Origin of the sequence: Bombella sp. ESL0378, assembly GCF_009725845.1 — a bacterium.
In the GTDB taxonomy this organism is placed as follows: Bacteria; Pseudomonadota; Alphaproteobacteria; order Acetobacterales; family Acetobacteraceae; genus Bombella; species Bombella pollinis.
The window spans coordinates 56,247-81,464 of record NZ_WNIF01000008.1 but is presented as its reverse complement, the minus strand read 5'-3'; the positions used below and the strand labels follow the sequence as shown (position 1 = coordinate 81,464).

24 protein-coding genes and 2 tRNA genes are annotated in these 25,218 nt (G+C 53.4%); 17 read left to right on the top strand and 9 right to left on the bottom strand.

Annotated elements, in window-relative coordinates; all coding sequences use genetic code 11:
* Positions 1–15 precede the first annotated feature (15 nt).
* From rapZ to GM556_RS06835, 4 genes are all read left to right on the top strand, one after another.
* Positions 16–951, top strand: coding sequence for an RNase adapter RapZ (rapZ, locus tag GM556_RS06850; protein WP_155579649.1), 936 nt, complete (start codon positions 16–18; stop codon positions 949–951).
* A complete protein-coding gene (locus GM556_RS06845) occupies positions 948–1,499 on the top strand; it encodes a transcriptional repressor (RefSeq protein ID WP_155579648.1) in 552 nt (183 codons plus the stop codon). Before rapZ ends, GM556_RS06845 begins: the two co-directional genes overlap by 4 nt.
* Before the next feature lie 71 nt (positions 1,500–1,570).
* A complete protein-coding gene (locus GM556_RS06840) occupies positions 1,571–2,980 on the top strand; it encodes a sugar porter family MFS transporter (RefSeq protein WP_155579647.1) in 1,410 nt (469 codons plus the stop codon).
* Between the two features lie 86 nt (positions 2,981–3,066).
* A complete protein-coding gene (locus tag GM556_RS06835) occupies positions 3,067–4,500 on the top strand; it encodes a sugar porter family MFS transporter (protein ID WP_370513606.1) in 1,434 nt (477 codons plus the stop codon).
* A gap of 78 nt (positions 4,501–4,578) precedes the next feature.
* Here GM556_RS06835 and GM556_RS06830 read toward each other — a convergent pair whose 3' ends face one another.
* On the bottom strand, positions 4,579–6,114 hold the full coding sequence (locus GM556_RS06830; protein ID WP_155579646.1) for a glycosyltransferase family 2 protein: 1,536 nt from the start codon (positions 6,112–6,114) through the stop codon (positions 4,579–4,581).
* 39 nt (positions 6,115–6,153) lie between these two features.
* A complete protein-coding gene (locus tag GM556_RS06825) occupies positions 6,154–7,212 on the bottom strand; it encodes a quinone-dependent dihydroorotate dehydrogenase (RefSeq protein WP_155579645.1) in 1,059 nt (352 codons plus the stop codon).
* A gap of 158 nt (positions 7,213–7,370) precedes the next feature.
* Between GM556_RS06825 and GM556_RS06820 the strand changes: the two genes are divergently transcribed.
* The 7 genes from GM556_RS06820 (at position 7,371) to hflX (ending at position 14,889) form a co-directional block, all read left to right on the top strand.
* Positions 7,371–7,664 (top strand): hypothetical protein, encoded by a 294-nt coding sequence (locus GM556_RS06820; protein WP_155573816.1) that lies wholly within the window; start codon positions 7,371–7,373, stop codon positions 7,662–7,664.
* 80 nt (positions 7,665–7,744) lie between these two features.
* On the top strand, positions 7,745–8,794 hold the full coding sequence (gene dusB / locus GM556_RS06815) for a tRNA dihydrouridine synthase DusB (protein WP_155579644.1): 1,050 nt from the start codon (positions 7,745–7,747) through the stop codon (positions 8,792–8,794).
* Positions 8,794–9,525 carry a helix-turn-helix domain-containing protein gene (locus GM556_RS06810; protein WP_155579643.1) on the top strand — a complete coding sequence of 244 codons (732 nt, stop codon included), beginning with the start codon at positions 8,794–8,796 and terminating at the stop codon, positions 9,523–9,525. Before dusB ends, GM556_RS06810 begins: the two co-directional genes overlap by 1 nt.
* A gap of 11 nt (positions 9,526–9,536) precedes the next feature.
* Positions 9,537–11,900 (top strand): ATP-binding protein, encoded by a 2,364-nt coding sequence (locus tag GM556_RS06805; protein WP_155573813.1) that lies wholly within the window; start codon positions 9,537–9,539, stop codon positions 11,898–11,900.
* Between the two features lie 9 nt (positions 11,901–11,909).
* Positions 11,910–13,337, top strand: a complete 1,428-nt coding sequence (locus GM556_RS06800; RefSeq protein ID WP_155579642.1) for a sigma-54 dependent transcriptional regulator — start codon at positions 11,910–11,912, stop codon at positions 13,335–13,337.
* 11 nt (positions 13,338–13,348) lie between these two features.
* Positions 13,349–13,576 (top strand): RNA chaperone Hfq, encoded by a 228-nt coding sequence (gene hfq / locus GM556_RS06795; protein ID WP_155573811.1) that lies wholly within the window; start codon positions 13,349–13,351, stop codon positions 13,574–13,576.
* Positions 13,573–14,889 (top strand): GTPase HflX, encoded by a 1,317-nt coding sequence (gene hflX / locus GM556_RS06790; protein WP_099026986.1) that lies wholly within the window; start codon positions 13,573–13,575, stop codon positions 14,887–14,889. Before hfq ends, hflX begins: the two co-directional genes overlap by 4 nt.
* 24 nt (positions 14,890–14,913) lie before the next feature.
* On the opposite strand, the gene GM556_RS06785 is transcribed toward hflX, so the two are convergent.
* Entirely contained in the window at positions 14,914–16,368 is a 1,455-nt protein-coding gene (locus tag GM556_RS06785) for a SulP family inorganic anion transporter (protein WP_099026985.1), read from the bottom strand.
* Between the two features lie 214 nt (positions 16,369–16,582).
* Here GM556_RS06785 and GM556_RS06780 point away from each other — a divergent pair.
* Positions 16,583–16,658, top strand: a tRNA-His gene (locus GM556_RS06780).
* Between the two features lie 51 nt (positions 16,659–16,709).
* Here the strand turns inward: GM556_RS06780 and GM556_RS06775 are convergent.
* Positions 16,710–18,326, bottom strand: coding sequence for a hypothetical protein (locus GM556_RS06775; protein WP_155579641.1), 1,617 nt, complete (start codon positions 18,324–18,326; stop codon positions 16,710–16,712).
* A 345-nt stretch (positions 18,327–18,671) separates the two neighbouring features.
* On the opposite strand from GM556_RS06775, the gene rplM reads away from it, so the two are divergent.
* From rplM to GM556_RS06760, 3 genes are all read left to right on the top strand, one after another.
* Positions 18,672–19,145: a 50S ribosomal protein L13 gene (gene rplM / locus GM556_RS06770; RefSeq protein WP_155573808.1), complete on the top strand. Its 474-nt coding sequence runs from the start codon at positions 18,672–18,674 to the stop codon at positions 19,143–19,145.
* Positions 19,146–19,156: 11 nt separating this feature from the next.
* On the top strand, positions 19,157–19,645 hold the full coding sequence (gene rpsI, locus GM556_RS06765) for a 30S ribosomal protein S9 (protein ID WP_155573807.1): 489 nt from the start codon (positions 19,157–19,159) through the stop codon (positions 19,643–19,645).
* Positions 19,646–19,850: 205 nt separating this feature from the next.
* Positions 19,851–20,936, top strand: coding sequence for a branched-chain amino acid aminotransferase (locus GM556_RS06760; RefSeq protein WP_155573806.1), 1,086 nt, complete (start codon positions 19,851–19,853; stop codon positions 20,934–20,936).
* A gap of 13 nt (positions 20,937–20,949) precedes the next feature.
* On the opposite strand, the gene GM556_RS06755 is transcribed toward GM556_RS06760, so the two are convergent.
* From GM556_RS06755 to GM556_RS06735, 5 genes are all read right to left on the bottom strand, one after another.
* Positions 20,950–21,705: a tetratricopeptide repeat protein gene (locus GM556_RS06755; RefSeq protein WP_155579640.1), complete on the bottom strand. Its 756-nt coding sequence runs from the start codon at positions 21,703–21,705 to the stop codon at positions 20,950–20,952.
* Positions 21,706–21,783: 78 nt separating this feature from the next.
* A tRNA-Leu gene (locus tag GM556_RS06750) sits at positions 21,784–21,870 on the bottom strand.
* Positions 21,871–21,883: 13 nt separating this feature from the next.
* Positions 21,884–22,555, bottom strand: a complete 672-nt coding sequence (locus GM556_RS06745) for a M48 family metallopeptidase (RefSeq protein ID WP_155579639.1) — start codon at positions 22,553–22,555, stop codon at positions 21,884–21,886.
* Positions 22,556–22,558: 3 nt separating this feature from the next.
* Entirely contained in the window at positions 22,559–23,056 is a 498-nt protein-coding gene (locus GM556_RS06740) for a YcgN family cysteine cluster protein (protein ID WP_155579638.1), read from the bottom strand.
* Positions 23,057–23,073: 17 nt separating this feature from the next.
* Entirely contained in the window at positions 23,074–24,078 is a 1,005-nt protein-coding gene (locus GM556_RS06735; protein ID WP_196424785.1) for an extracellular solute-binding protein, read from the bottom strand.
* A 326-nt stretch (positions 24,079–24,404) separates the two neighbouring features.
* Here GM556_RS06735 and GM556_RS06730 point away from each other — a divergent pair, with 326 nt between their 5' ends.
* Entirely contained in the window at positions 24,405–24,848 is a 444-nt protein-coding gene (locus GM556_RS06730; RefSeq protein WP_155579636.1) for a hypothetical protein, read from the top strand.
* Positions 24,849–25,022: 174 nt separating this feature from the next.
* Positions 25,023–25,217, top strand: coding sequence for a DUF1656 domain-containing protein (locus GM556_RS06725; protein ID WP_155573850.1), 195 nt, complete (start codon positions 25,023–25,025; stop codon positions 25,215–25,217).
* Position 25,218: the final 1 nt, after the last annotated feature.

The window sequence follows — 25,218 nt, the reverse complement described above, 5'->3', positions numbered from 1 at the left end:
GCGGGATAGAGAGCTATGGGTATCAGGGCGAAGGAACACTCTGCGCAGCATATTGTGTTGGTAACTGGCCTCTCTGGTGCTGGTAAAGCCTCCACTTTGCGGATGTTGGAAGACCTTGATTATGAGGTCGTGGATAATCCTCCGCTTGATTTATTTGAGGCCCTAGTTAGCCGGGCAGGCCAACGCTTGGCTATTGGGCTTGATGTCCGCAGCCGTGGCTTTGAGGCGCATCGTGTGGCGGATTTCTTAACCCGCGCGCGGCGTCATCAGGATTGTGCGGTCCAGTTGCTGTTTGTGACAGCGGATTATGATGTGCTGTTGCGCCGCTTCACAGCGACAAGGCGGCGGCACCCTCTAGCTGGTGATGGGGGTGTGCGTCCCGCCTTGGAGTTAGAGGCCGAGATGCTGTCACCCCTACGGGCTATGGCGGACCTAGTGATTGATACGAGCGACCTCCCCGTGCCGGATTTGCGCCAGATGATAAATGCTCGCTTTAGTGCGGGGGTTGAGGCGATGTTGTCGGTTACGTTGATGTCTTTTGCATATCCGGCGGGCCTCCCACGGGAGGCAGACCTCGTTCTTGACGCCCGCTTTTTGCGGAATCCTCATTATGATGAGACGTTGCGCCCTCATACAGGGTTAGAAAAGCCCGTGGCGGATTATGTCAAAGCGGATTCCTTTTATCAGCAATTCTACGCTCATGTTTTGGGGCTAATACGCACAGTCTTGCCGCGCTTTGCCGCAGAGGGGAAGAAATACGTTACCATTGCCGTGGGCTGCAGCGGCGGGCGGCATCGTTCTGTCACATTGATTGAAGCCCTCGCGCGGGATTTAGCAGAAGACCCCATGATTGATGAGCTGCGCACAGCTGTTATGGTGGTCCATCGGGAATTAGCGCGTGAGGGGTTGGCCTCATGGCGTTGGGCTTTTTTGCCAGATGATGCATCATGAAGGGACGAAGCGTCATGCCGCCGCATGTTGAGACGCCTTTTCCCGCTTATGTTACAGCGCGTTTGGAGGAGGTTGCACAATGGTGCCACCAACAGGGCCAGCGTCTCACACCAACAAGACGCCTTGTTTTGGGGCTTATTTTGGCAGAGGAGCGGCCATTAGGGGCTTATGATATACTCTCTTTATTGCGGGAGCATCACCCCAAGGCCGTACCGCCGACCGTTTATCGGGCGTTGGAGTTTCTTCTTGAGCAAGGGCTTATCCATCGCATTGAACGCTTGAGTGCCTTTGTAGGCTGTCATCATCGTTTAGCATGCCATGCGGATTGTAAATCGCATAGAGCGTGGGGTGTGCATCGCGCTCAGTTTCTTATCTGCCGCCATTGCGGGCGTGTGCAAGAGCTAGAGCAGGATGTCGTTGCGGCTGTTCTGCTGCAATCGGCCCGCGGGCAGGGCTTTCATGCAGAAGCGGCAACAGTGGAGATTGAAGGGACCTGTGCTGAATGTGCGGAAAAGAAAGTGGATAAACATGATATGATAAAGCATTAGGGTAAATTATAGTTTATGCTATCGCATGATTCTGATGCAAAATGCCCCTGAGATAGGAGAGGCTTGAGATTATGAACGAGACAGTTGAGTCCCCGCATTCGACTATTGACCCAACAGCTAGGCGACGTGTGTTGCTAGTCTGTATCCTTGCCTCCCTTGCCGGGTTGATGTGCGGGATGGATATTGGTGTCATCTCTGGTGTGTTGCGTCCTTTTGGGCAGCAGTTCCATGCCACAACGGTGGAGTTGGAATGGGTTGTCGGGGGGATGCTGGTTGGGGCGACCATTGGTGCGCTGACAGGCAGCAAGATAACATCATGCTTAGGCCGGAAGTTTACGCTAACAGTCGCTGCGGCAGCATTCTCGATTGGGGCGATTGGCTGTGCCACATCGCAATCAGTCGCGATGATGATTGTATGCCGTTTGATTGTCGGCTTCGGGATGGGCCTGTCAGATTTTGCAACACCGCTTTATCTCTCAGAGGTCTCACGCACAGAGCAGCGCGGGGCGATGGGTTCACTTTACCAGCTGCTTAAGACGATGGGCATTTTCTTAGCCTTCTTCTCTAATAGCTGGTTTGCCCCTTCTGGTGCATGGCGGTCTATGATGACGGTGGAGGCTATCCCGGCTGTTATTTTCTTACTTATCTTCCTGTTCCTCCCCCAAAGCCCACGCTGGTTGATGATTCAGGGGCGGAAGGAAGAAGCTTTGGAGACCATGACGCGTCTGCGTGATGGGCCTGCACAGGCACATAAGGAGCTGGCAGCCATCAGCGAGCAGCTGAAAACCAAGGAAGAAGGGTGGAAGCTCTTTAAGACGAATGGCAATTATCGCCGCTCTGTAGGGTTGGGGATGTTGTTGCAGATTATGCAGCAATTTGCCGGTATTAACATTATCATGTACTACGCCCCTCGCATTTTGGAGGCCGCCCATTTTGGCCTTTCTGCTCAGATGTGGTGTACAGCCCTTATTGGCCTTGTGAATGTGCTGATGACCTTTGTCGCTGTTGGATATTCCGATAAATGGGGTCGTAAGCCTATCCTTTATGCCGGTTATGGCATCATGGCTGCGAGTATGGCGATTTTGGCCTTCCTTCTCTCGATTGGGACGACAACTCTGCCCCAGCAGCTTCTTGCCTTGGCGATGATCATCATCTTCGTTGGTGGGTTTGCGATGTCTGCTGGGCCGCTTATGTGGGTTATTTGTGCAGAGATTCAGCCAGCAGAAGGCCGTAACTTGGGGATTTCCATCTCCACAGGGACGAACATGCTCAGCAACCTCCTTATCGGTACAACCTTCCTGAGTGTGATGGAGGCTATCGGCAGTGCAAATACCTTCTGGCTTTTTGCGATATTAAACGCTGTTGGTGTGGTTCTGCTCTATCTCTTTGTGCCAGAGACAAAGGATGTCCCGCTGGATGTTATTGAGAAAGACCTGATGAGCGGCGTAAAATTGCGCGACCTTGGTCATCGGAAAGATTGACCTTAGTGTGAGGGTGGGGGCGCTCTAGAGTAGAGGCCCCCATTTAGGTTCATTTATCTTTATTGTAGAGAGGGTATACTTCGCACATGGTAGATGATGTTGACCCCCGCATAGTTCCTCCCGGTATGAGTGATGAGGATGAAGATACCTCATTCTTTGACCCAACAAAGTTTAAGATTTTAGTCATTGGCGTTGTTGCCGCTTTGGCTGGGTTGATGTCTGGTATTGATATTGGTGTGGTGTCTGGTGCGTTAGACTTCTTCTCGCGGGAGTTCCACCCCTCTACGATGGCCCTTTCTTGGGTTGTGAGTGCTATGATGGCCGGGGCGGCGATCGGCTCTGTTAGTGCGAGTACCCTTGCCCATAAGATTGGCCGTAAACGGGCGTTAATCTGTGGTGCGTCTGTGTTTGTGATCGGTGCGGTAGGCTGTGCGATTAGCTGGTCTATCTCATCGATGATTTGCTTTCGTGTTGTGATGGGCTATGCGGTGGGGCTTTCGGCTTTTACAGCACCGCTTTACCTCTCCGAGATTGCCAGTGAGGACACGCGCGGGGCGATGATTTCTACCTACCAGCTGATGCTTACGGTGGGGATTTTCATCGCCTTTTTGGCTGATACATTCTTCTCCTATCGGGGGAATTGGCGTGGGATGTTCTGGTTTGCTTCAGCTCCTGCGGTGCTGTTCTTTGTTGGGGTGCTGTTTTTGCCCTATAGCCCGCATTGGCTGGTGATGAAGGGACGCCATAAAGAAGCACGCCGTATCCTGCTGGATTTGCGTAATGACCCGCTAGAAGCGGCTAAAGAGATTCAGGCCATTCGCGCGCAATTAGAGACAAAGCAAGAGGGCTTCTCTCTATTGAAGCGGAACAAGAACTTCCGCCGGTCTGTGCTGCTGGGGATTGTCTTGCAGGCTATGCAGCAATTAGCGGGCATTAATATCGTGATGTTCTACGCGCCGAAGATTCTCCATGCGGCGCATTTCGATACCCATTCGCAGGTTTGGTGTACGGCCATTATTGGGCTGGTGAATATGCTGGCGACCTTTGTGGCTGTAGGGTTGGTGGACCGCTGGGGGCGTAAGCCGATTCTATATGTTGGTTTTGCGGTGATGGCTCTGGCCATGGGCGCATTAGCGGGTTTGTTGAATGAGGGTATGACCGAGCAAGCCTCCCAAATGATGGCGGTGTTTGTGTTGATGATCTTCTGCGCAGGCCATGCCATGTCCGCTGGGCCATTGATGTGGGTGCTATGTGCGGAGATTCAGCCCATCCAAGGGCGGGATTTTGGGATGTCCATCTCTACCCTGACGAACTGGCTGGCCAATATGGGCGTGAGTGTCAGCTTCCTCCCTTTGATGGAGTTTTTCGGCGCGGCAGGGACGTTCTGGCTCCTTGCGGTGCTGAACTTCCTCTTTATTGGGCTGACCTACCTTTATGTCCCAGAGACAAAAGGCATGTCCCTTGCGAAGATTGAGGAGCGGCTGATGAGCGGTGTGAAGCTGCGTAATCTGGGCCGCTAAAGCGTCTTTTTAGAGTGCTACAAAAAAGGCTCCCCAAGAGAGGGAGCCTTTTTTATGGGTAAACAGAGTTTGTGTCTCTTATAGTATGAAGGGCGCAAAGGGGCCTAGATAGCTCCGTAGAGTCCGGGCTTCGGCTTCGTCCAGATGCGCTGCGAGTAGTGGCAGCAACCATGTTGTTATATGGCGGTCCAACGCCGTGAGGAGGGAAATATCCTCCAAGGTCAGGGCGGGGGCTGTAAGGAGCATCTCTGCAAGGTTTAAAGCAGGGAAGGTAAGCCAAGATTGCCCCGTGGGTAGAGTTGGCTGAGGGATAGCGGTAAAACATTCCCACATATCCGCTTTAAGACGGTTGGTGGTTAGAGGCTCTTTAGGGGGAGCGGAAAGGAAATAACCGCGCCGGGAGAACCCCCCTTTCTGGCGCAGCACAATCGCTTTTTGCTCCATAATTGGCAGCAGGTCATAACGGGGCAGCCCGCCTAGTCGTCCATCGCCAAGGAGGGCAAAATCCACAATTTTATGATTTTGGTCTAAAGCAAAGAGGAAGGCCGCTGTAGGGACGCGGCGGCTTTGGAGCATAAAAAGGCCAACGCCATTTTTATGCTGCTCTAGCTCTTGAGCCTCCACATCCTGAATCAGGCCCTCTTTAAGGCCGAGATGGCGTTCCTCTTTGGGGTAAAGAGCAAAAATAGTGAAGGAGGAGGGATTCTGGGTGGAGGATGGGGGAAGATGCTTTGTTAAGGGAGGATGGCGGCGGTGGAGTTGCTCCAACGCGCTGACAGCCCCGGAGGTAATAACAGGCCGTACCCAATTTAAAAGGGAGGCTGTGACGGCACGAGGCGAGTGGTCTTCCAGCTCATTCCATTGGGAGAAATTAACATCTGCTAGGTTAAGGTGAATATCCTTGCGGTTGCGTGTACGCTCAACAAATTGCTCCACACTACGGTTTTGAAAATGCCTTAAAAAGGCAACAGACCAATCCGCTTGCTCTGCTGTGATGCCTTGCGCCTCGGCCGACCATGTGACGGGCTTGCCGCTTGCGGTAACATATTGTCCTTTTTTGAGGGGGAAGTAATGAACATTCACCCAGCTTTTTTGGTCCCAATAAGACGGGCGGATGAAGCATTTCACATGCCGGTTTATGGCTTCCTCAACCATGCTATGTTGGATGAAGCTGTGGGAAGGCGGTAAAGTAGGGGCCGTGATATGGCCATTATGACCATAAACACGCCAATGCAGAGCCACCGCACCAACATCCGTCCCCATCGTAGCGAGGAAGTCAGGTAAGGTTTCGTGTTCGCATAGGGTGAGATATTCATCTGTATCAAACAGGCCCACCCAGTCGAACTGCCCCTTCACGGCATTGAGCGCATCGCAATAGACTTGCTGTTGCCGTTTAAGGTGGCTTTGCTCTGTGAGGTCTAAACTATGCTCACGACTGTGAAAAAGACGAATATCCCAATGCACACAAGCAGCGCGGATAAGAGCGCGGGTGCCATCATCTGAATCGTCATCAAAGAGGATGAAGCTATTAATGCCTAAGCGGGCATGCCAGCCAAGCCAGTATAGGATGTCATGGGCTTCATTCTTGATGATGCCGACCAGAGCAAGTTTCATAAGATGGTCCGTGGTCCTATGGTAATTCGTCAGGAGTGTTTAGCGTGGTAGAGAGGCAAGGCTGCGAATACCATCGCGGCTCATTTCTTGCAAAAGCTCCTGCTTTAAACGTGTGAGCGCAGCAGGCCCTTCATAAATAAAGGCGGTATAGATTTGGACAAGATTAGCCCCCATTTTGAGGCGGTCTAAGATGTCACGCCCGCTCTCAATACCGCCAGATGATATGAGGCAGAGCCGCCCTTTATTCAAGTCAGCGACCAGTTTTAGCACATCGCGCGCCCGGGTAGCGAGCGGTGCGCCAGAGAGGCCGCCTGTCTCTGTACGGTGGGAGCTTGTTAAGCTCTCGGGGCGGGCGAGAGTCGTGTTGGTGAGGATGAGGCCATCCGCCCTACCATCAATCGCCGCTTGGAGGATGGGACCGTAAGCCTCGTCCTCAAGGTCGGGGGCGAGTTTGATGAGCAAAGGTGGCCGGTCTGGATGGGCCGTTTGGATGGCTTCTAACAGGCGGGAGAGCATGTCCACCTCTTGGAGGTCACGCAAACCCGGCGTGTTGGGGGAGGAAAGATTGATTGTAATATAATCGGCGTAGGATTTTACCCTGCCAACAAGGGCGGGATAGTCCGTTAAGGGGTCGGCCCCCGTTTTGTTAATGCCTAGATTAATGCCTAGAGGTACGCCAGCCGCTTGGACGTGGCCTTCTTTATTGGGGCGGAATAGCGGTGTGAGATTTTGGCAGAAGCGATCAATCCCGCAGCTATTAAAGCCCATGCGGTTGATGATGGCATGGTCATTAATTAAGCGGAAGAGGCGTGGTTTGGGGTTGCCGGGCTGGGGGCGGGGGGTAACGGTCCCTGTTTCAATATAACCGAAGCCCAATTTTGCGAGGCCTCTTACAGCGCGGGCATTTTTATCAAACCCCGCGGCAAGGCCAATGGGGTTGGGGAAGGTTAGGCCCAAAGCGTGCGTCTTTAGGGCGGAGTGGTCGGCTTTGCCACGGCCTGCTAAGCCGTATGCAATGCTGTGGATGGCGATTTCATGAGCCGTTTCGGGGTCGAGGCGGCGTAGGAGCTGTGTAGCGATTTGTCCGAGGTCCAGCATTCTCTTTCCCCTTCATATCAATGGTCTTGGCTGTTTCAGACCTCATAGCGAGGGTTTGTCAAGTAGTTTCACGCCATTCATGCCGTGTGATGATGATAGTTTAATGATATTCGTGGACGCAATAAAGTGATGAAGCGGCTCATCAGAGAGGAAAACGCATGAGTTGGGATGAATTATATTTAGAGACATGCTGCCGCTCAGCCTTGCATAGGGTGGTGTTAAGCGGCGCAACGGGGCGGCCTGTTGGCCCCCCGCCGGAGGGGAAGATGCCGGACTTCCGCGCCCCGTTAAAGGACCGTGCATGCTTAGAGCGTCTTGCAAAAAAGGGGTTTACCCAGCAACGAGAGGATGGCCGGTTTGAGGTCACTGCGGCGGGACGACAACGCCATGAGCGGGAGATTCTGGCTATGCGGCGGGTACGTCATCGTAGAGGTGGTGGAGGGGCAGGGTAGGCCCTTGTTTGCTCTTTAGCAGGGAGAGCGGTAAAATCCCCCTCATGCCCTTTATAAAAACCCGTAGGTCTTAACGAGCGATGCCCACCCCGATTCCTTTGCCTCCTATTACATTAGGGCCGGATTGCGTGATTGAGGACCCTGTCATCCTCGCGCCTATGTCTGGTGTGACGGACCTTCCTTTCCGCCGCTTAACACGCGAGCTAGGGGCGGGGTTGGTGATTTCGGAGATGATTGCCTCTTGGGCCATGGTGCGGGAGAATGAACGTACATTGAGTATGGCGCGTAGTGCTGGGGCTGGCGGGATTAATGCCGTACAGCTTGCAGGCTGTGACCCTCAAGCTATGGGTGAGGCTGCTAAAATCGCCGTGGCAGGTGGGGCGGATGTGGTGGATATTAATTTCGGCTGCCCGGTTAAGAAGGTGGCGATCGGGCAGATGGCAGGCTCCTCCCTCATGCGGGATGAGGCATTAGCCGCGCGACTTTTGGAGGCGACCGTTAAGGCAGTAAATGTCCCTGTGACGTTGAAGATGCGTATGGGGTGGGATCATGCCAGCCTTAATGCGCCTCAGTTGGCGCGGATTGCGGAGGATGTGGGCATCCGTATGATTACCGTCCATGGGCGGACACGGCAGATGTTCTATAATGGTCATGCTGATTGGCGATTTGTGCGGACGGTAAAAGAGGCCGTAAAGCTACCTGTGATTGTAAATGGGGATATTATCAGCATGGCTTCAGCCCGTCAGGCTTTGGCGGAATCAGGGGCGGATGGCGTGATGGTAGGGCGGGGCTGTTACGGGCGGCCTTGGTTTTTAGCACAGCTTGTACAATCCTTGCGCAGTGGGGTGGATGTGCCAGACCCTGACCTCGCCACCGAGAGAGATATTGTCCTAAAGCATTATCATATGATGATGGAGTATTTTGGAGAGCGTCCCGGCCTGCGTCTCGCTCGTAAGCATGTATCTTGGTATTCGGCAGGGTTGCCGGGGTCTGCGGCTTTTCGTGCTGAGGTAAACCGGCTGGATGATCCGGGTGCTGTCATCGCGCTGCTTACGCGTTTTTATGATGAGGCGATCGCCGCAGGCATTGTAAGGGACCGAGAAGCCGCCCTTGCTCGGCATGCCGCATAATGGCAGAGCGTACTGCCCGCGAGGCCCGTGCGATGCGGCCTTTATTCCTCCACGGGGCTAGCGCGCGGGAGCGGCTGGATATTGCCCAGCAGATTCATGTTCACAGCCCTTGCGCGCATGGGGCATTTGTGGTGGCGGGCCTAACAGGCGTGCCACGGGCTTTGCGGGAGGAGCGTCTCTTTGGCACGGCAGGGAATGGCTGGTTAGAGCAAGCTCAAGGAGGCACGCTCTTAATTGATGAGCTGGATTGCCTCTCCCCCCAGATGCAGCATCGCTTTGCGCTGTTTTTAGCCGGGCGGACTCATGTGAGGCGGGAGGAGCGCGTACGGATTATTGTGGCGAGCTGCCATGACCATGCGACTTTGTTGCGTCATGGGGGGCTGGAGGACGGCTTGCGGCATTGGCTAGCCTCCTTACCGGTGGAGCAATGTTTAGGCCCGGAGCGTTTGCAGGCTGTGGGTAGTTTAGCGGCGGCCTCTAAAGGCGGTTTGGCGGCGATGTTTGAGCCTGTGATGCGGAGCTATGTGCGTGCAGGGTTAGAGGCAGGGAGTTGTAACCTCCATAATAGTGTGGTGGGCGCGGTAGAGAAGCCTCTTATTATGATGGTCTTGCAGCATACGGGGGGTAATCAGCTTAAAGCCGCTGCTTTATTAGGGTTGAACCGGAACACATTGCGCAAGCGGATTCAGGAGCTTCAGATTACGATTCCCCGTCTGCCAGGGGCGCGGTAGGAGAGCGCGTGATGAGGCGGTTCTTTTCTGGGAAAATGAGGGCCTCCCTCTGGCGGCTTACCAGCCCTAACGGTATGGTGGTGCTGACGGTTGTGGCGTTGGTACTGACCTTTGTGACCTTCATCGTCTTAGCTGGGGGTGTGTCTCTCGCGCGTGTGCCGCGGGCCCAAGCTTTGCTTTTTCTGCTCGATTTCATCACAATTATGCTCATTGGGGCGGCGGCAGTGCGGCAAATTGGCCGGATGTTGGCCGAGCGGCGCATGGGCCAAGCAGGTGCGCGGCTGCATACCCAGCTGGTTATGCTCTTTGGTGTTGTGGCTGTAGCCCCTGCTTTGATGGTCGGGGTATTGTCTGCGCTATTCTTCCATTACGGGGTGGAGATTTGGTTCTCCAATCGGGTGAATAATGCGTTGAGTGAGGCACGCTCCGTCGCGGCGGGGTATTTGCGGGAACATAATGAGAATACACGGACAGAAGCCTTCGCTTTAGCTAATACGCTGCTGACGGTTCAGAATGATGAAATGTTCACCCATGGGACGGACTTGTTCCATGATCATTCCCGCTTACAAGCGTTGTTAGAAGATGAGGTGACCGAGCGCGGGTTGAATGATGCGATTATCTTTAACCCGCTGACTTATAAAATCATCGCCACTGGGGGATTGCTGGCCATTCGGGCGGAGGACCCGCAAAAGGAGCTTCCTCCACGCTCTGTTGCGGCTATGGCGCGGACGGGTGAGGTCGTGCTGCTGGATCAACCAGAGGCAAAACTGGTCCGCGGGGTCGTCTCGCTGGGGGGTAATTCTGGCTTGATGCTCGTCATTACCCGCCCGGTGGACCCTGAGATTCTTCATCATATGACACGGACAAATGCGCTGGTGCAGGATTATCAGCGCATGCTCAATAATCGTGGGAAGGCGCAGCTTGTCCTTATTGTGATTTTGGCTCTTATGGGGCTGCTGGTGTTAGCGGTGGGGATGTTAAGTGGCCTCTCCCAAGCTAATCGCATTACACGGCCGCTTAGCCAGTTAATCCGCGCGGCACAGCGTATCTCACGGGGGGATTTAACAGCGCGTGTTCCCGTGGAGGGTAAGGGGAATCGGGAAGATGAGTTGATGGCACTCTCTCGGGCGTTTAACCTCATGGCCAGCCAGCTTGCTGACCAACGCTCCGAACTCATGCTGGCTTATGACCAAATTGATGAACGCCGCCGTTTTACCGAGACAGTCCTTGCCGGTGTGTCTGCTGGGGTGATTGGCTTAGACCATAATCAGCTTGTTGAGCTGCCTAACCGGGCAGCGTCTTTTATTCTTCAGCGGGATATGGAGCAAGCAAAGGGGCGGCCCTTAGTGGCCTTCGTGCCAGAGTTTGCCGCTTTGTTGCAAGCGGTGAAGGAGCAGCCTGATAAAGAGCATGGCGCGGAGATTCAAATTGATGCTGAACATGCTCATGCCCCCGGTGGCCCGGGGAGTGGTGGCGGGGCTGGGGCAGGGCGGACCTTGCTTGTTTGTGCTGTGGCGGACCAAAATGATCATGCAGGGTCAACGGGTTATGTTGTCACGTTTGATGATATTACCCTCCTCCAAGTCGCGCAGCGTAAAGCCGCATGGGCGGATGTGGCACGCCGTATTGCTCATGAGATTAAAAATCCACTCACGCCGATTCAATTAGCGGCAGAGCGATTGCGGCGGCGTTTTCATAAAGAAATTACCAGCGACCCGGAGATTTATGACCGTCTCATCAGCACGATTGTGCGGCAGGTGGGGGATATAGGGCGCATGGTGGATGAGTTTTCCTCCTTTGCGCGGATGCCCCAGCTGGAAATGGCCGAGCATGACCTCGTCCGGCTTTGCCGGGAGACGTTGTTCCTCCAGCAAAATGCCCATCCCGAAATTGCTTATCAGTTGGATATGCCAGAGGGAGGGGCGGTTATTGTACGGTGTGACCATCGTTTAATTAGTCAGTCTCTTATCAATCTGTTACAAAATGCAGCAGATGCTATCCTCATGACCAAGCGGCAGGTTGGGGAAGGGCACCCTGTTATCGGGACGATTATCCTGCGCTTGACGCAAGAGGAGGGAGTGGCAATCATAAGCGTTGCAGATAATGGCGTGGGTCTGCCTGCTGGGGAGCATCAACGCCTTACCGAGCCTTATGTAACCCATAAGGAGAAGGGGACGGGGTTGGGGCTGGCCATCGTTCATCGTGCGATGGAGGCTCATCACGGTCAGGTGCGGTTACGCCCGTTGACAGAGCAGGAATGTCAGATGTTCGTTGGGGCTCTTGAGGCAGGACAAGAGGCAACAGGGACGTTGGTCGCATTGCATATCCCTTTGATGGATAAAGACCTTGCAGGAGATGGCGAAAGCAGAGCATGAAGGTAAGTCATGGAGCATGAGATTCTGATTGTTGATGATGAGCCGGATATCCGCTTTCTCTTAGCTGGGATTTTGGAGGATGACGGCTATCTAACCCGTGAAGCGGCGAATTCTGATGAAGCGATTCGTCTCTTTAGGGAGAGCCGTCCCTCGCTCGTCATTTTGGATATTTGGCTGCAAAACTCGCAGCTTGATGGTATGGCCCTTTTAAAGCTCTTTAAGGAGCAACGTCCTGATGTGCCCGTGATTATGATCTCTGGCCATGGGACGATTGAGACCGCCGTCTCCAGCCTTCATCATGGGGCTTATGATTTTTTAGAGAAGCCATTTCAGACGGATCGGCTATTGGTCATTGTGCGCCGTGCGTTAGAGGCAGCACGGTTGCGAAAGGAAAATGCCGAGCTACGTTTGCGGGCAGGTGAGCAAGGGACATTGATGGGCGATAGCGCGCTGATTAATGCTTTGCGTGGGCAAATTAGCCGTGTGGCCCCTACAAACTCACGCGTGTTGATTTCCGGCCCGGCTGGGGCAGGGAAGGAAGTGGTCGCGCGGATGATTCATGCGCAATCTAAACGCGCAGAAGGCCCTTTCGTGGTGTTGAATTGCGCGGCTCTTGCGCCTGATCATTTTGAGGAAGAACTTTTTGGGGTGGAAGGGAGTGAGGGCCAATCCGGCCGCCCCGGCTTGTTAGAGCGCGCCCATAAAGGCACGCTCTTGTTGGATGAAGTCGCAGATATGCCGCTGGAGATTCAGGGCAAAATTGTGCGCGCTTTGCAGATTAATACCTTCGAGCGTCTCGGTGGGACGCATAGTATGAAGGTGGATGTTCGCGTTTTAGCGGCAACAAGCCGGGATTTGCAGGCAGAGATTACAACACGGCATTTCCGGGAGGATTTATATTACCGCCTCGCTGTTGTGCCGTTGCAGGTCCCCTCTTTGGCGGAGCGGCCAGAGGATATCCCCATGCTGGCCCAATATTTCTTGGAAAGTTGCGCACGCTCCTCTGGCTTGCCTGTGCGGACATTGTCGGTCGATGCGTTGGCGTGTCTGCAAACTTACGATTGGCCGGGCAATATTCGTGAGCTGCGTAATTTGATGGAGCGTATGCTCATTATGCTTCCCGCTGGGGAGGGGGAGCAGTCCAATATCATCCGGGCGGAGATGTTGCCTGATATTGTGCGTGAGGGGGCCCCCTCCATGACATGCCTTACTGCGGAGGCCGATGTGATGAGCCTGCCCCTGCGTGAGGCGCGGGACCATTTTGAGACGCAATATCTGCAAGTCCAGCTTATGCGTTTTGGTGGTAACATCAGCCGGACAGCGAATTTTGTGTGTATGGAGCGCAGCGCGCTACATCGTAAATTAAAACAACTGGGCGTCACGCAAGAGGATCGCTCTGCTGCTCAATCAGCGCGAAGCGGGCAGGAAGCAAAGTGAAGAAGGACCATATGGTAGAGCCAAAAGGGAGCGATGTGCAGAGGCAGTTTTTGGCCTATGTGCAGCAGCAGGAAGAAGCGGTGACGGTCTTTTTAGTCAATGGGGTGAAGCTACAAGGCGTCATCGTTCAATTTGATGATGAGAGCGTGTTGCTACGCCGGGATGGTCATGTACAGCTCGTCTATAAACATGCGGTGAGCACGATTATGCCTGTTGCTGCTTTACCGGATATGCTGTGAAGCAGCCTTTGCACGATACAGCCCGTAAGCCGACCCTCGCTGCTGTTATCCTTCCCGCAGAGAAGCAGGCTTTTCTTGAAGGGCGCGCGGCTGCGGCACGCCTTGAGGAAGCCGTAGGGCTGGCGGCATCGATTGGGTTAGAGATTGTCCATACGGCGATTTACCCGCTAAGGGCGCGGCGGCCAGCGACCTTGCTGGGGGCAGGGCAGGTGGAGGAACTGACGGAGATTGTCAAAGCAGAATCCGTTGGGGTTGTGGTAGTAGATGCGCGCCTCTCACCTGCGCAGCAACGTAATTTAGAAAAAGCGATGGGCTGTAAGGTCGTGGACCGTACGGGCTTAATCCTTGATATTTTCGGCGCACGGGCTGCCACGCGGGAAGGTGTGTTGCAGGTCGAGCTTGCACATTTGGAGTATCAACGCTCCCGCCTTGTAAGGCTTTGGACGCATTTGGAGCGGCAACGCGGTGGGTTTGGCTTCCTCGGGGGGCCGGGGGAAACGCAGATTGAGGCTGATAGGCGGATGCTGGATGAGCGTTTGGTCAAGCTGCGTAAGGAGCTAGAGCAAGTCCGCCGGACGCGTGGGCTGCACCGTCATGCGCGCCGGAAGGTGCCCTTCCCCGTTGTGGCGTTGGTTGGCTACACGAATGCAGGGAAATCAACCCTTTTTAATAAAATCACAGGGGCGGGTGTGCACGCGCAGGACCAGCTTTTTGCAACGCTAGACCCCACAATGCGCAATCTGACGCTCCCTTCCGGGCGGCGGGTGATTTTATCGGACACGGTGGGGTTTATTAGCGACCTCCCTACGGAGTTGATTGCCGCCTTCCGCGCAACTTTAGAGGAAGTGGCGGAGGCTGATATTATCCTCCATGTCCGCGATGCTGCGCACCCAGATAGTGCTGCCCAACGTGATGATGTGTTGTCCGTACTTAATGATATGGCGGCCGATGGCATGTTGGATGAAGCATGGCCGGAGCGCGTTATCGAGGTCCTCAATAAAGCGGATTTGCTTGGTGGGACAGCCAGTATTCCTGTGCGGGAGGGGAGTGTTGCTGTCTCTGCCCTGACAGGGGAAGGCCTCCCAGACCTTATGGAGGCGATTGATGCCTTCATGACCCGCTCTATGAAGCGTTTTAGCGTATCCATCCCCGTGACAGAGGGAGCCGCTTTAGCGTGGCTCTATGAACATGGGGAGGTGACAGAGCGGCATGATGGGGAGGAGCGTCTCACCCTCATGGTCCGTCTCTTCCCAGCTGACCAGCAGCGTTTTGTGCGGCATTACCCGCATCTCACCCTCCAGCCAGAGGGTTAGAATACGGCGTAAAGAGAGCTGCCTTCAGAGAGTGAAGGCATCCTCGTTAGATTGCTCGGTCAGGATGGCATGTTGGGCGTGATTTAACCCGCAGACAGTGACCTCCTTGCCGTGTTTACGGAACTTCTCGACAATCTTTTCCAAGGCTTGCACGGCGGTAATATCCCAAAAACGGGCATGGGAGAGGTCTAGCGTTACGCGGGGGGCGGAGGTTTCATAATCCATGAAATCGGCCATGAGGTCAGCTGAGGCGAAGAAGATTTGCCCCTGTATCTGGTAGGTGAGGATGTTATGTTCCTCCACGGCATGGACATGAACAAGCCGTGCTGTATGCCAAGCAAAGAACAAGCCAGAGAGTAAAACACCGACCAACACACCAGCTGCGAGATTATGGGTCAGCACCACCACGATGACGGTGATAATCATCACAAGGCTGGTTAATTTGGGATGATGGAAAATATCCTTTAGGCTCCCCCATGCAAAGGTGCTGATGGAGACCATAATCATGATGGCCACCAAGGCTGCCACAGGTACACGCGCGACCCATGGATGCAGCACAACCATGAGGAGCAATAAGAAGGCCCCTGCGGTGAAGGTAGAAAGCCGGCCCCGCCCGCCATAGCGGAGATTACCCACTGTTTGGCCAATCATCCCACAACCGGCGATTCCACCAAACAACCCGACAAAAATATTGGAGATTCCAAGGCCGGTACATTCTTGTTGGGGTTTCCCATGTGTATCGGTGAGGTCATCTACCACGCTGGCCGTCATGAGGGATTCCAACAACCCAACGGCAGCCACAGCAAGAGCGTAAGGGAATGTGATGGATAATGTTTCCGCCGTGAGGGGGATATGCGGCAGTGTGAAATGCGGCAGGCCAGTCGGCAGGGGGCCGAGGTCCGCAATCGTGCGGACAGGCATAGGATGAATCACGGTGATGAGCGTGAGAATAACAATGCAAATTAGAGGTGAGGGAATGGCTTGGGAGAGGCGCGGCAGCAAGTAAATCACCGCTAGCCCAATGAGAATCAGCATATGAGTTTGCCACCCGACCCCCAGCATTTGAGGCACTTGGGCAGAGAAGATGAGAATCGCCAACGCATTGACAAAGCCCGTGCGGACTTCGCTGGAGACAAACCGCATGAGGGAATGAAGGCGCAGCACGCCAAAAAGGATTTGCAGTCCCCCCGCCATGAGGGTGGCGAGGAGCATGTAATCGACCCCATGAGCATGGACCAGTGGGGCTAAGACCAAGGCAACGGACCCCGCCCCGCCAGAAATCATCCCCGGTCTCCCCCCAAAAATAGCGATGGAGACGGAAATGACAAAAGAGGCAAAGAGCGAGACGGAAGGGGCGACCCCCGCAACATAAGAAAAAGCGATAACTTCGGGAATCAGCGCAAAAGTCCCCACCATCCCAGCGAGGAGTTCTTTAACGGGGCGTTGGGTCCATTGTTGGATGTAATGATTCATAGCCATAGATGCTGTACGTTGTTCCCTATTATTATAACGATATGCCAAGGATTCATGCGGTGATATGTCTCGCAACTATAAGCTGCTGGCTCGGGAGTGTGAAGCCCGCGCCCCCGTTTGGAAGGGGGGGCTGTGTCATCTTGCAAAAAAAGATGACAAAAATCTTTGTAAGGGGCTGGACGCGGCAAGCAGGATTTAATAAATATCGGGTCGCTGTGTGGCGGATGTAGCTCAGTTGGTAGAGCGCCGGTTTGTGGTACCGGTGGTCGCGGGTTCAAGTCCCGTCATTCGCCCCAGCCTCTTTCCCTTACAAAATGATGATAGACGCCTCTGTAAGAGCTTAAGGCTTATTGCATCTCCTGCGTTGTGACGCTGAGGATATGTAACCGGTCGAAGCGGGATTCATCAGTGGCATCGGTCGAGATATGGGCGAGGTCCTCCAAGGAGAGGGGGCCGGTTTTGATAGATAAAGTGCGTCCCTTCGGGCTGAGGAGAAAATCCAACACAGGGGCAAGAATGGGCCGTTGTAAGGCTAACGCGTTAAAGCGTGGGGCAATGGTTTTGTTCGCTTCTGCGGGCGGGGTATTCTCACCACTGTTTTCTCCCTCTGTAGGGGCAGGTGCAGCAGGTTGATGGGTGAAGAGTTTGTAATAAGAGAAGAAATCCGCCCCTTGGATAGAAAGCTCCGTGCTCAGGCACTGGCCTGTATGGAGGAATCGTGCGGCGTTATTATCGGTAAGATGGAGCGGGTTAATCTCTGGAAGGCTCAGCTCCATGGAGAGTAAGGTGGGGCTATCGGTGCCAAAAGTGGTCCGTAATTGGAGGCTCTCACGCCATGATCCCATCTCAAGGCGTGAGTTCGCGTTAAGATGATACATAGCGGGCATGCTCACTGAGGGCGCGGTAAGCGATGACGGAGGGGCGAGTCGTGTTGTCAGCCCTTGTAAGTCGGCTTCCGTATGGAGGTTATTTTTCTCATTACGCCGTTCTCCTGTGAGATGAGCGAGATTGATCGTGCGGCGGTGGTCAGCTTGATTAACGATGAGTGAGAGCCCTGCAACTTCAATTTTACCCGGTTTTTCCCATAGAGGGGCAGCAGGGTCTTGCCAAAAAACCTCCGCAGGGTCGCTATCGTGATGGGTGGGATGTTTCAGCCACTGAATATAGCCTTGCCGTGCCTCCAAATGCTGGAGAGCAAGATGAGCAGCAAGCGGAGCTTTTGCTTGCGGTGCTGATAAGCCTTGTGAGGGGAGGAGGATTTGCCGCAGAATAGCGGGAATTGCGCCATTTGGCTCGCTAGGGAAGCGGACATCCAGCGTAACATTATCCATTAATGTATGGACGCGGACCCCCTTACCATAACCCTCTACAATAAAATCCTCTGCTGAGAGGGCTTGTATTGTGAAGGGGCGTGGAGGTGTGGGTGTTTGTGGCGTTGTGGGGGGGAGGCTACTTACTTGCAAATGCGTAAGTTCCATATGCTCAAAGCGTAAGGAAGTAATATCTTCTGGCTCGAAGGACATAATCGCCACGAGGGAGTGCATACTATCGGCTTCATCATGGCCTTCATGCAATGTCTCGGCGGAGGAGGGGATGAGCAGATGATGGAAGTTAGCTTGTGTGACTGTGATGTGATGGGTGTGGTTTGTATAGCTTGGGGTTTCTAAGCGGAGGCTAGAGAGGCTTAATGTCCCGTTGGAGAGAAGTTTAGGATAGCCAAAACGGACCCGCTGCGCTTGGAAGGTTGTATCTTTATAATGGAAGGATACGTCATAAAGGGTGATTCCTCCCAATAGGAGGGCTGGGCGAACCTTACGGTAATGAAAGCTGGCCTCTGCGGGCAGAGCGGTACGAAAACGCTCTAACGCATGGGAAAGGCGTACGCCGGCCTCGCGATAGATGCCGAGTCCTCCCATAATAATGACAAGGGAGGCCAGACATAGGGAGAGCCATAACCGTTTCATGCAGAAAAACCTTATCCGGGCACGCCATTAACAGGCCGTACAATAGCATTGGTAGGCTTATGGGCAAGCGGGGGGCAGGTAGGAGAGCGAGAAAAAGGGTAAAAGAGGGTCATTATTTTGCGGTAATATAATACCATACACTAAAAAACGGCTATTTTCTGCCCGTCTCTCGCATGGGGATGGAAAAGAAAAAGCTTGACCTTTTCGCTGCTGCTCGCGATAAGGCACCCATCTTAGAACTGTTCTTTGCATCTGGTGCCTTCATTTATAGGGGAGAGCCGTGCTGGGGCGGTCCTTTTTCTGGCACTATTATGGTGTGGTGCCTCAAACAGGAAATGATACGTCATGAAGACTACACTTTCGCTGAAACCCGCGGAGGTGACGAGAAAATGGATCCTGATCGATGCCGAAGGGCTGGTCTTGGGTCGTCTCGCCACCATCATTGCTAACCGCCTGCGTGGTAAGCATAAGCCGCAATACACACCGCATGTTGATTGCGGGGATGCGGTTGTCGTTATTAATGCAGAGAAGATTGCTCTGACAGGCAACAAGGTCGGCCAGAAGCTCTTTCACTATCATACCGGTCATCCCGGTGGGATTAAAGAGCGCAGCATCACTCAGCGTCTTGAAGGGAAAAACCCCGGTCAAGTCGTAGAGAAAGCTGTCGAACGGATGATTTCTCGTGGCCCGCTTCAGCGCGCACAGATGAAGCATCTCTATGTTTATGCGGGTACAGAGCATCCGCATGATGGGCAGAAGCCAGAGGTGCTGGATGTTGCATCCCTGAATCGTAAGAATATCCTGAAACGTCAGTCGTAAGGCCTGTCACTATGTCAGAAACTCAAGAGCGTACCGGCACATTGCAGGACCTCGCCAATGCGGCCCCTGCTGTTGCTAATGCAGCCCCCGTTTATGAAGTTAAGCGCGATAAGCAAGGCCGGTCTTACGCGACAGGCCGCCGTAAGGATGCCGTTGCCCGCGTATGGATTAAGCCTGGTAAGGGTGAGATTGTTGTTAATGGTCGCCCGGTGGCAACATATTTTGCCCGCCCCGTGCTGCGCATGCTCATCAATCAGCCTTTCTTGCTGACGGATCGTGATAATCAGTTTGATGTTTATTGCACTGTGAGCGGTGGTGGTCTGTCTGGGCAGGCTGGGGCTGTTCGTCATGGTATTTCCCGTGCTTTGACTCATTATGAGCCAGAGTTGCGTGGCGTGCTGAAGATGGCTGGCTTCCTGACGCGCGATAGCCGTGTTGTCGAGCGTAAGAAATACGGTAAGGCCAAGGCTCGCCGTTCCTTCCAGTTCTCCAAGCGTTAATTTCCTTCTTACGTGGAGGCTGGCTTGGGCCAGAGAAGAAACCCTCACCTCTTGCAGGTGGGGGTTTTTTTATAATGAGGCTTTTTTCGTCAGGCTGTTTTGAGATATAAAGTTTCAAAAAAATATCTTTAAAAGACATAGTATGTCTTATATCCTACTTTAAACGTTGGTTTTGAGTCGCGCTGGGAAGATTATGAGAGGTTCTATGGTAGAGTTTACGGTTGAGCAAACAACAACACCGACATCAGCTGAGCAACGGGCCGCTTTAATGGCCGACCCCAAGTTCGGGCGTGTATTTACCGACCATATGGCGGTTATTCGCTATAAAGACGGGCAAGGGTGGTATGATGCCAAAATTATTCCCCGTCAGCCGCTGCAAATCGACCCGGCCTCTACCGTGCTGCATTATGGGCAAGAGATTTTTGAGGGGCTAAAAGCCTATCGTGGTAAAGATGGTGCGGTAAGCTTATTCCGCCCGGAGGCCAATGCAGCACGTTTTGTAGCCTCGGCACGCCGTCTTTCTATGGCGGAATTGCCTGAGGAGCTTTTCCTCGGGGCTATTAAGGCTTTGTTGAAAGTGGATCGGGATTGGGTTCCCGCGGAGGCAGAAAAGAGCCTCTATCTCCGCCCCTTTATGATTTCTAATGAGGTTTTCCTTGGCGTAAAGCGGGCTAATGAATATCTCTTCATCGTGCTGGCAAGCCCAGTGGGGGGCTATTTTAGCGGGAATGGCAGCATCCCTGTTTGGGTATCGGAGCATTATACACGCGCCGCTATAGGGGGTACGGGAGAGGCAAAATGTGGTGGTAATTACGCCTCTAGCTTGCTCCCTCAGCAAGAGGCAAGCGATAATGGCTGTAGCCAAGTGCTGTTCCTTGATGCGAAGGAACGCCGCTTTATTGATGAAATGGGCGGCATGAATGTTATGTTCGTGCGGAAAGATGGCAGCGTGGTGACCCCGCCATTAGGGGGCACGATTCTGCGCGGGATTACACGCGATAGTATCCTCAAGCTGGGCCGTCATATGGGCCTTACGATGGTGGAGGAGCCTTTGGCGATTGAGGATGTCTTTAAGGCTGCGGCCACAGGGGACATTACCGAAGCCTTTGCATGTGGAACGGCTGCCGTTATCTCCCCGATTGGAGAGTTCCGCCGTAAAGCGGGGTCTGTTGCCTTTGGGGATGGCAAGACGGCTGGGCCTGTTACGATGAAGTTGCGCAACGCTCTCTGCGGCTTGCAACGTGGTGAGGAGGCTGACCCATTCGGTTGGGTCCATCCGGTCGCCCTTTAATCTATTTGAGGCTCTAGCTCTTTTTGGCTAGAGCCTCTTTTAGCCTGCGTTGCAGGGTCGCCATGAGTTCTGGGTCTTGAGGCGCGTCAGGCTCGCTTAAATCCCGGTGCATGGCTTGGAGAATGTCAGGCGTGGCGTCTTTTACCGCTAGTCGCCAATAATGTAATGCCGCTTCTGGCTGGCCCATGCTGAGGAGGGCTGTGGCGTAATTATGTTGGCCACGATAATCGCCCCCTTCGGCAGAGAGGCGATACCAATCTAGCGCGGCGGCGGGGTTTGGCGGTGTCTCCCATCCTTCCTCAATAAAGCGGGCAAGGAGGTTCATAGATTTAGCATGACCGCGCAGAGCTGCACGGCGGAAGAAGATGAAGGCGGCTTTGCGGTCTGCCTCCACCCCTAAGCCGCGCATATGGCAAATGCCGAGATTATAAATCCCCCATAAATCCCCAGTTTGGGCAGCTCTCTCGTAATGGCGTACGGCTTCGGTGAGGTCTAAGGGGCAGCCCCACCCAAATTGAGAGCAACGGCCAAGCATATTATGGGCAGGTCCATAATTGGCCGAAGCTGCAACCATAAACCATTCACGGGCTCGTCCTTCATCGCGCGCAACATACCGGCTATTGAGCAAGGCTTTGCCGAGGAGGACTTGCTCTAACACATGGCCTTTGCATGCTTTACGATATATGCGGACTAACTCAGGAGAATAGTCGCTACGTGCTTCGGAAACAGTAACACGGCCGAACAAGCGACGGATGCGTGCAAGCACCATGGTAAATCCTAATCCTCACACTTTCTCTAGCCGTAGGCCTGATAACGGGGAGGGCGTTAAGGGGGCTATACAGCCCCCTGGTGCGCGCTGCGGGACTTGAACCCGCACGTTCTAAGCGAACTCGAGATTTTAAGTCTCGTGCGTCTACCATTCCGCCAAGCGCGCTCTGGATGGTCCCCTATATCATAGCTAAAAGATTAGCGCCATTCTGTGAAAGCCATTTTTCTGCTTTTTTACGTCCAATTTGTCCGTGCGGGGTGTAAGCATCCACTAAGGCCCAGAAATCTGGCCCATGATTAAAATGGGTGAGGTGGGCTAATTCATGCACAATCACATAATTATAAATATCCGGCGGGGCCATGATAAGCCGCCAGCTAAGCATGATGCGGCCTTGTTGTGTGCAGCTTCCCCATCGGCTTTTAACATCGCGTAAGCTGAGCTTTGTTGGGCGTGTCTTCATCCGCTGGCTATGATGTTGGAGAAGGGATGGGAAAAGAGCCTCCGCGCGGCGTTTAAGAAAAGAGCGTACATAACGAGGATGTTCATCAGATGGATGGCCAATATGGAGGCCCTGCTCTGTTAGGCGTGTACGGCCATCCATCGTAATGGTGGGGAGGAGAGGGATGATGCTGCCTTCTAGCCAGATATATCCTTGCTCTATGGCAGTGCGGGGGAGGCTCTCCATCGCTTGGGCAAGCCATTGTGATTGGCTTTGGAGAAATTGCATCCCCTGTTGGCGATTCACACTGGGGGGTAAGGTGATGACGATGGCACGTTTGCGGAGGTCTAAGCGCAAAATAATGCGGCGCGCCCGCGCAGAATGACGCCAAAGGAGTGGCGGCAATAACATGGATTATGAGCGTGTATGGCGGTTATGGCGTGCTAGGCAGGGTGGAGCATGTTCGGGCCACGCACCGGGCCAGTCGGCGATATGGTCTTCTAATAATCCGGCCTGTTTCTCATTCAGGCAGCGACTACTTGCGGAGGCTCCCGCTTTGATGACCGTCTCGCTCGTCCCGCTGCGGAGGGGATGCCAGTCTGGCAAATCATACCCATCATGGAGGAGGCGATAGGCGCAGCTTGGGGGGAGCCAATCTATCTCATCCAATAAAGCGGGGGTGAGGGAGATACAGTCAGGAACGCGCTTATGCCGGCGGTGATAATCTGTGCAACGGCATGTGGTTGTATCGAGTAAGCGGCATGAGACATCGGTCCAGATAATCTCATCAGTATCATCATCGCGTAGTTTATTGAGGCAGCAACGACCACAGCCATCACAGAGGGATTCCCATTGTTCTGGTGTCATATCCATAAGGGACGTTGTTTTCCAGAAAGGGGGATGGTTAGTCATGAGCAATACTATGTAGGTTAGGGGATGGGAGGAGAATGGGCGAGCCATCTATTAAAACGCTCACCTAAGGAGAGTGCATGTGATGCCCAGAAACTATCACTAATTTCAAGTGATTCGGGCGGTAAGGAGGCAGGAAGCTCGGCTGTACGAGGGGGGTCGGTGAGGAGTTTCTGCTTTGTTTCATTGCTTTTTTGGTAAGGTAAAGTGATGGGAATATCCCACATAGCAGGGCTATAGAGGATTGTTTTCATCTGGACACGATAAGGGGGTGCGGTCCCATGTTGAGATTGGCTGGAGAGGACGATTGTACAAGGGGCCACGCCCATAAGGACAGAATGTTGGGCAAGGATATGATGAGCTTGCGAGGTTGAACGCCACCATATGATGTAAGGGCGTAGCTGGTCTAGTTTATGGAAGGCGCGGTCTGCCCCTTGAGGGGTGGCAAGAACTTGGTAGAGGTGGGAGGGAGGTACGCTATCAGCGAGTAGGGCAATCTCTAAAAGTGGACGCGGCCCTTGGAAGAAGATGCGTTGACCAGGATAGCGCGCCACATCCCAAAGGTCAGCCCAATGGGGTGGGGTAGTTAAGCGTGAAGGGTCCCAGAAAATAACATCGCGGAAATACCCAGCAGGCTGCCCACACTCTCCTGTCGCTTGGAGTGGCTGTGCCCAACCGCGTGCGCAAATGATGGCCGATGTTGTACTATCAAGGAGGATAGCCTGCATTCTTTGGGGATAGGAGAGCGTGAGCTTTTTAATATCATCTAGGGCATAACTGTCACGCTCTAGGAAGTAAGGAAGGGTCTGCTCAGTTTTCTGCGTAATCATGGCTGTAAGGCTTTGCTCTGGTATAGCCCAATAAGACGGTGCTGCGCTTGGTAAAGAGGAAGCAGCCCAAGAGGAGGCGGAGAGTAGAACTATAGTGAAGATATAAGCAATGGTGGTCGTGCGCCGCCATAACGGCGTGGGTTTTAGAAAAGATGCAAAGAAGCACCATAATTGAGAAGAGAACATGACACGCATGATGATTGTGAAGACCATATATCGAAGAACAAAATGTTACAGTTGAGCTTAGGCTCGATGGGACGGCGTTAAGGCTTTTTAACGAAAAAATCTTGCAATATGATTAAAAGCAAAAGGTTAAAATTACCACTGTCATTTTTTTGCCTTCTTTCTGCCTTAGAATTAAACGCTATTTATGACGCGACATCGCGCCTTATGGGGGAGATTGTTCTTTTCCCCAATGCGGTGCTATAATCGTGCTCTACCCTATGCGGGCCGTGGATAGACTCATCTCGGTTATCCGGTTATGGCGTGTTTGGATTAAAAGAGGGGGCAGCAGTCACATTATGAGCGATTTACTGGAAATTGGGCAGGCGATTTTTTCTGCTCAAAGCAAGATTTTTCAAGAATGTGCAAAGCGGCACGGCTTGCGGGTTGGGTTCCTTATTGTCGCGATTGTGTTTCTCACTTTTGCAGCGATTACCTTTCACGCTGTTTTATGGGCTTTGTTTTCGCAGCTTTGCCATCTTAGTGCGTTGCTATCTGCTGTATGTGTCTTGGGTGTGGACCTTGTCTTCTTCTTTATCTTCTTGTTGTTGGGGCTGCGTGCTGGTCGCCCGGGCCTTGCAGAAGCACGGGCGCGCAAGGAGCGGGAGGAGAAATGGAATGAGCTTAAACAAACATTTGCTCTTACAGCTCTGCTAGGTGTAGCGGGCGGGCCGGTAGGCCGGTTTGTAGGGGGGCAAGCGTGGCGGTTTGCACGCTCCATGTTCACGCGCCGGGAAAAGTGATTTTACGGGTCTTTCATTTTTATGAGAGGAAAGAAGCGGCTTTTTAATTAAGGCCGCACCTCTATGCAGAAGGCTAGCTCTCTTTAAAGAGAATGGCCTAGTGGGGAGTAACGTGAGTACAGCACCCATAATATCACCCAATAAGGCCCTTATGAGGGGAGGTAAGGGGATATGATGCTTTCGGAAGTAAGCTTGTGCGGTGTGTTTGTCTCCCCCATTTCTGTCTATGCTGTCGCTGCTGTGTTTGTCACATTAGTGCTACGGTATATATTGTGGCGTTTGGGAGCGTTAGGCTGGTTCTGGCATGTCGCTCTATTTGAGATCGGGCTTTATGTCTGTGTTCTCTGTCTGCTTGTTCTTTATGTGTGAA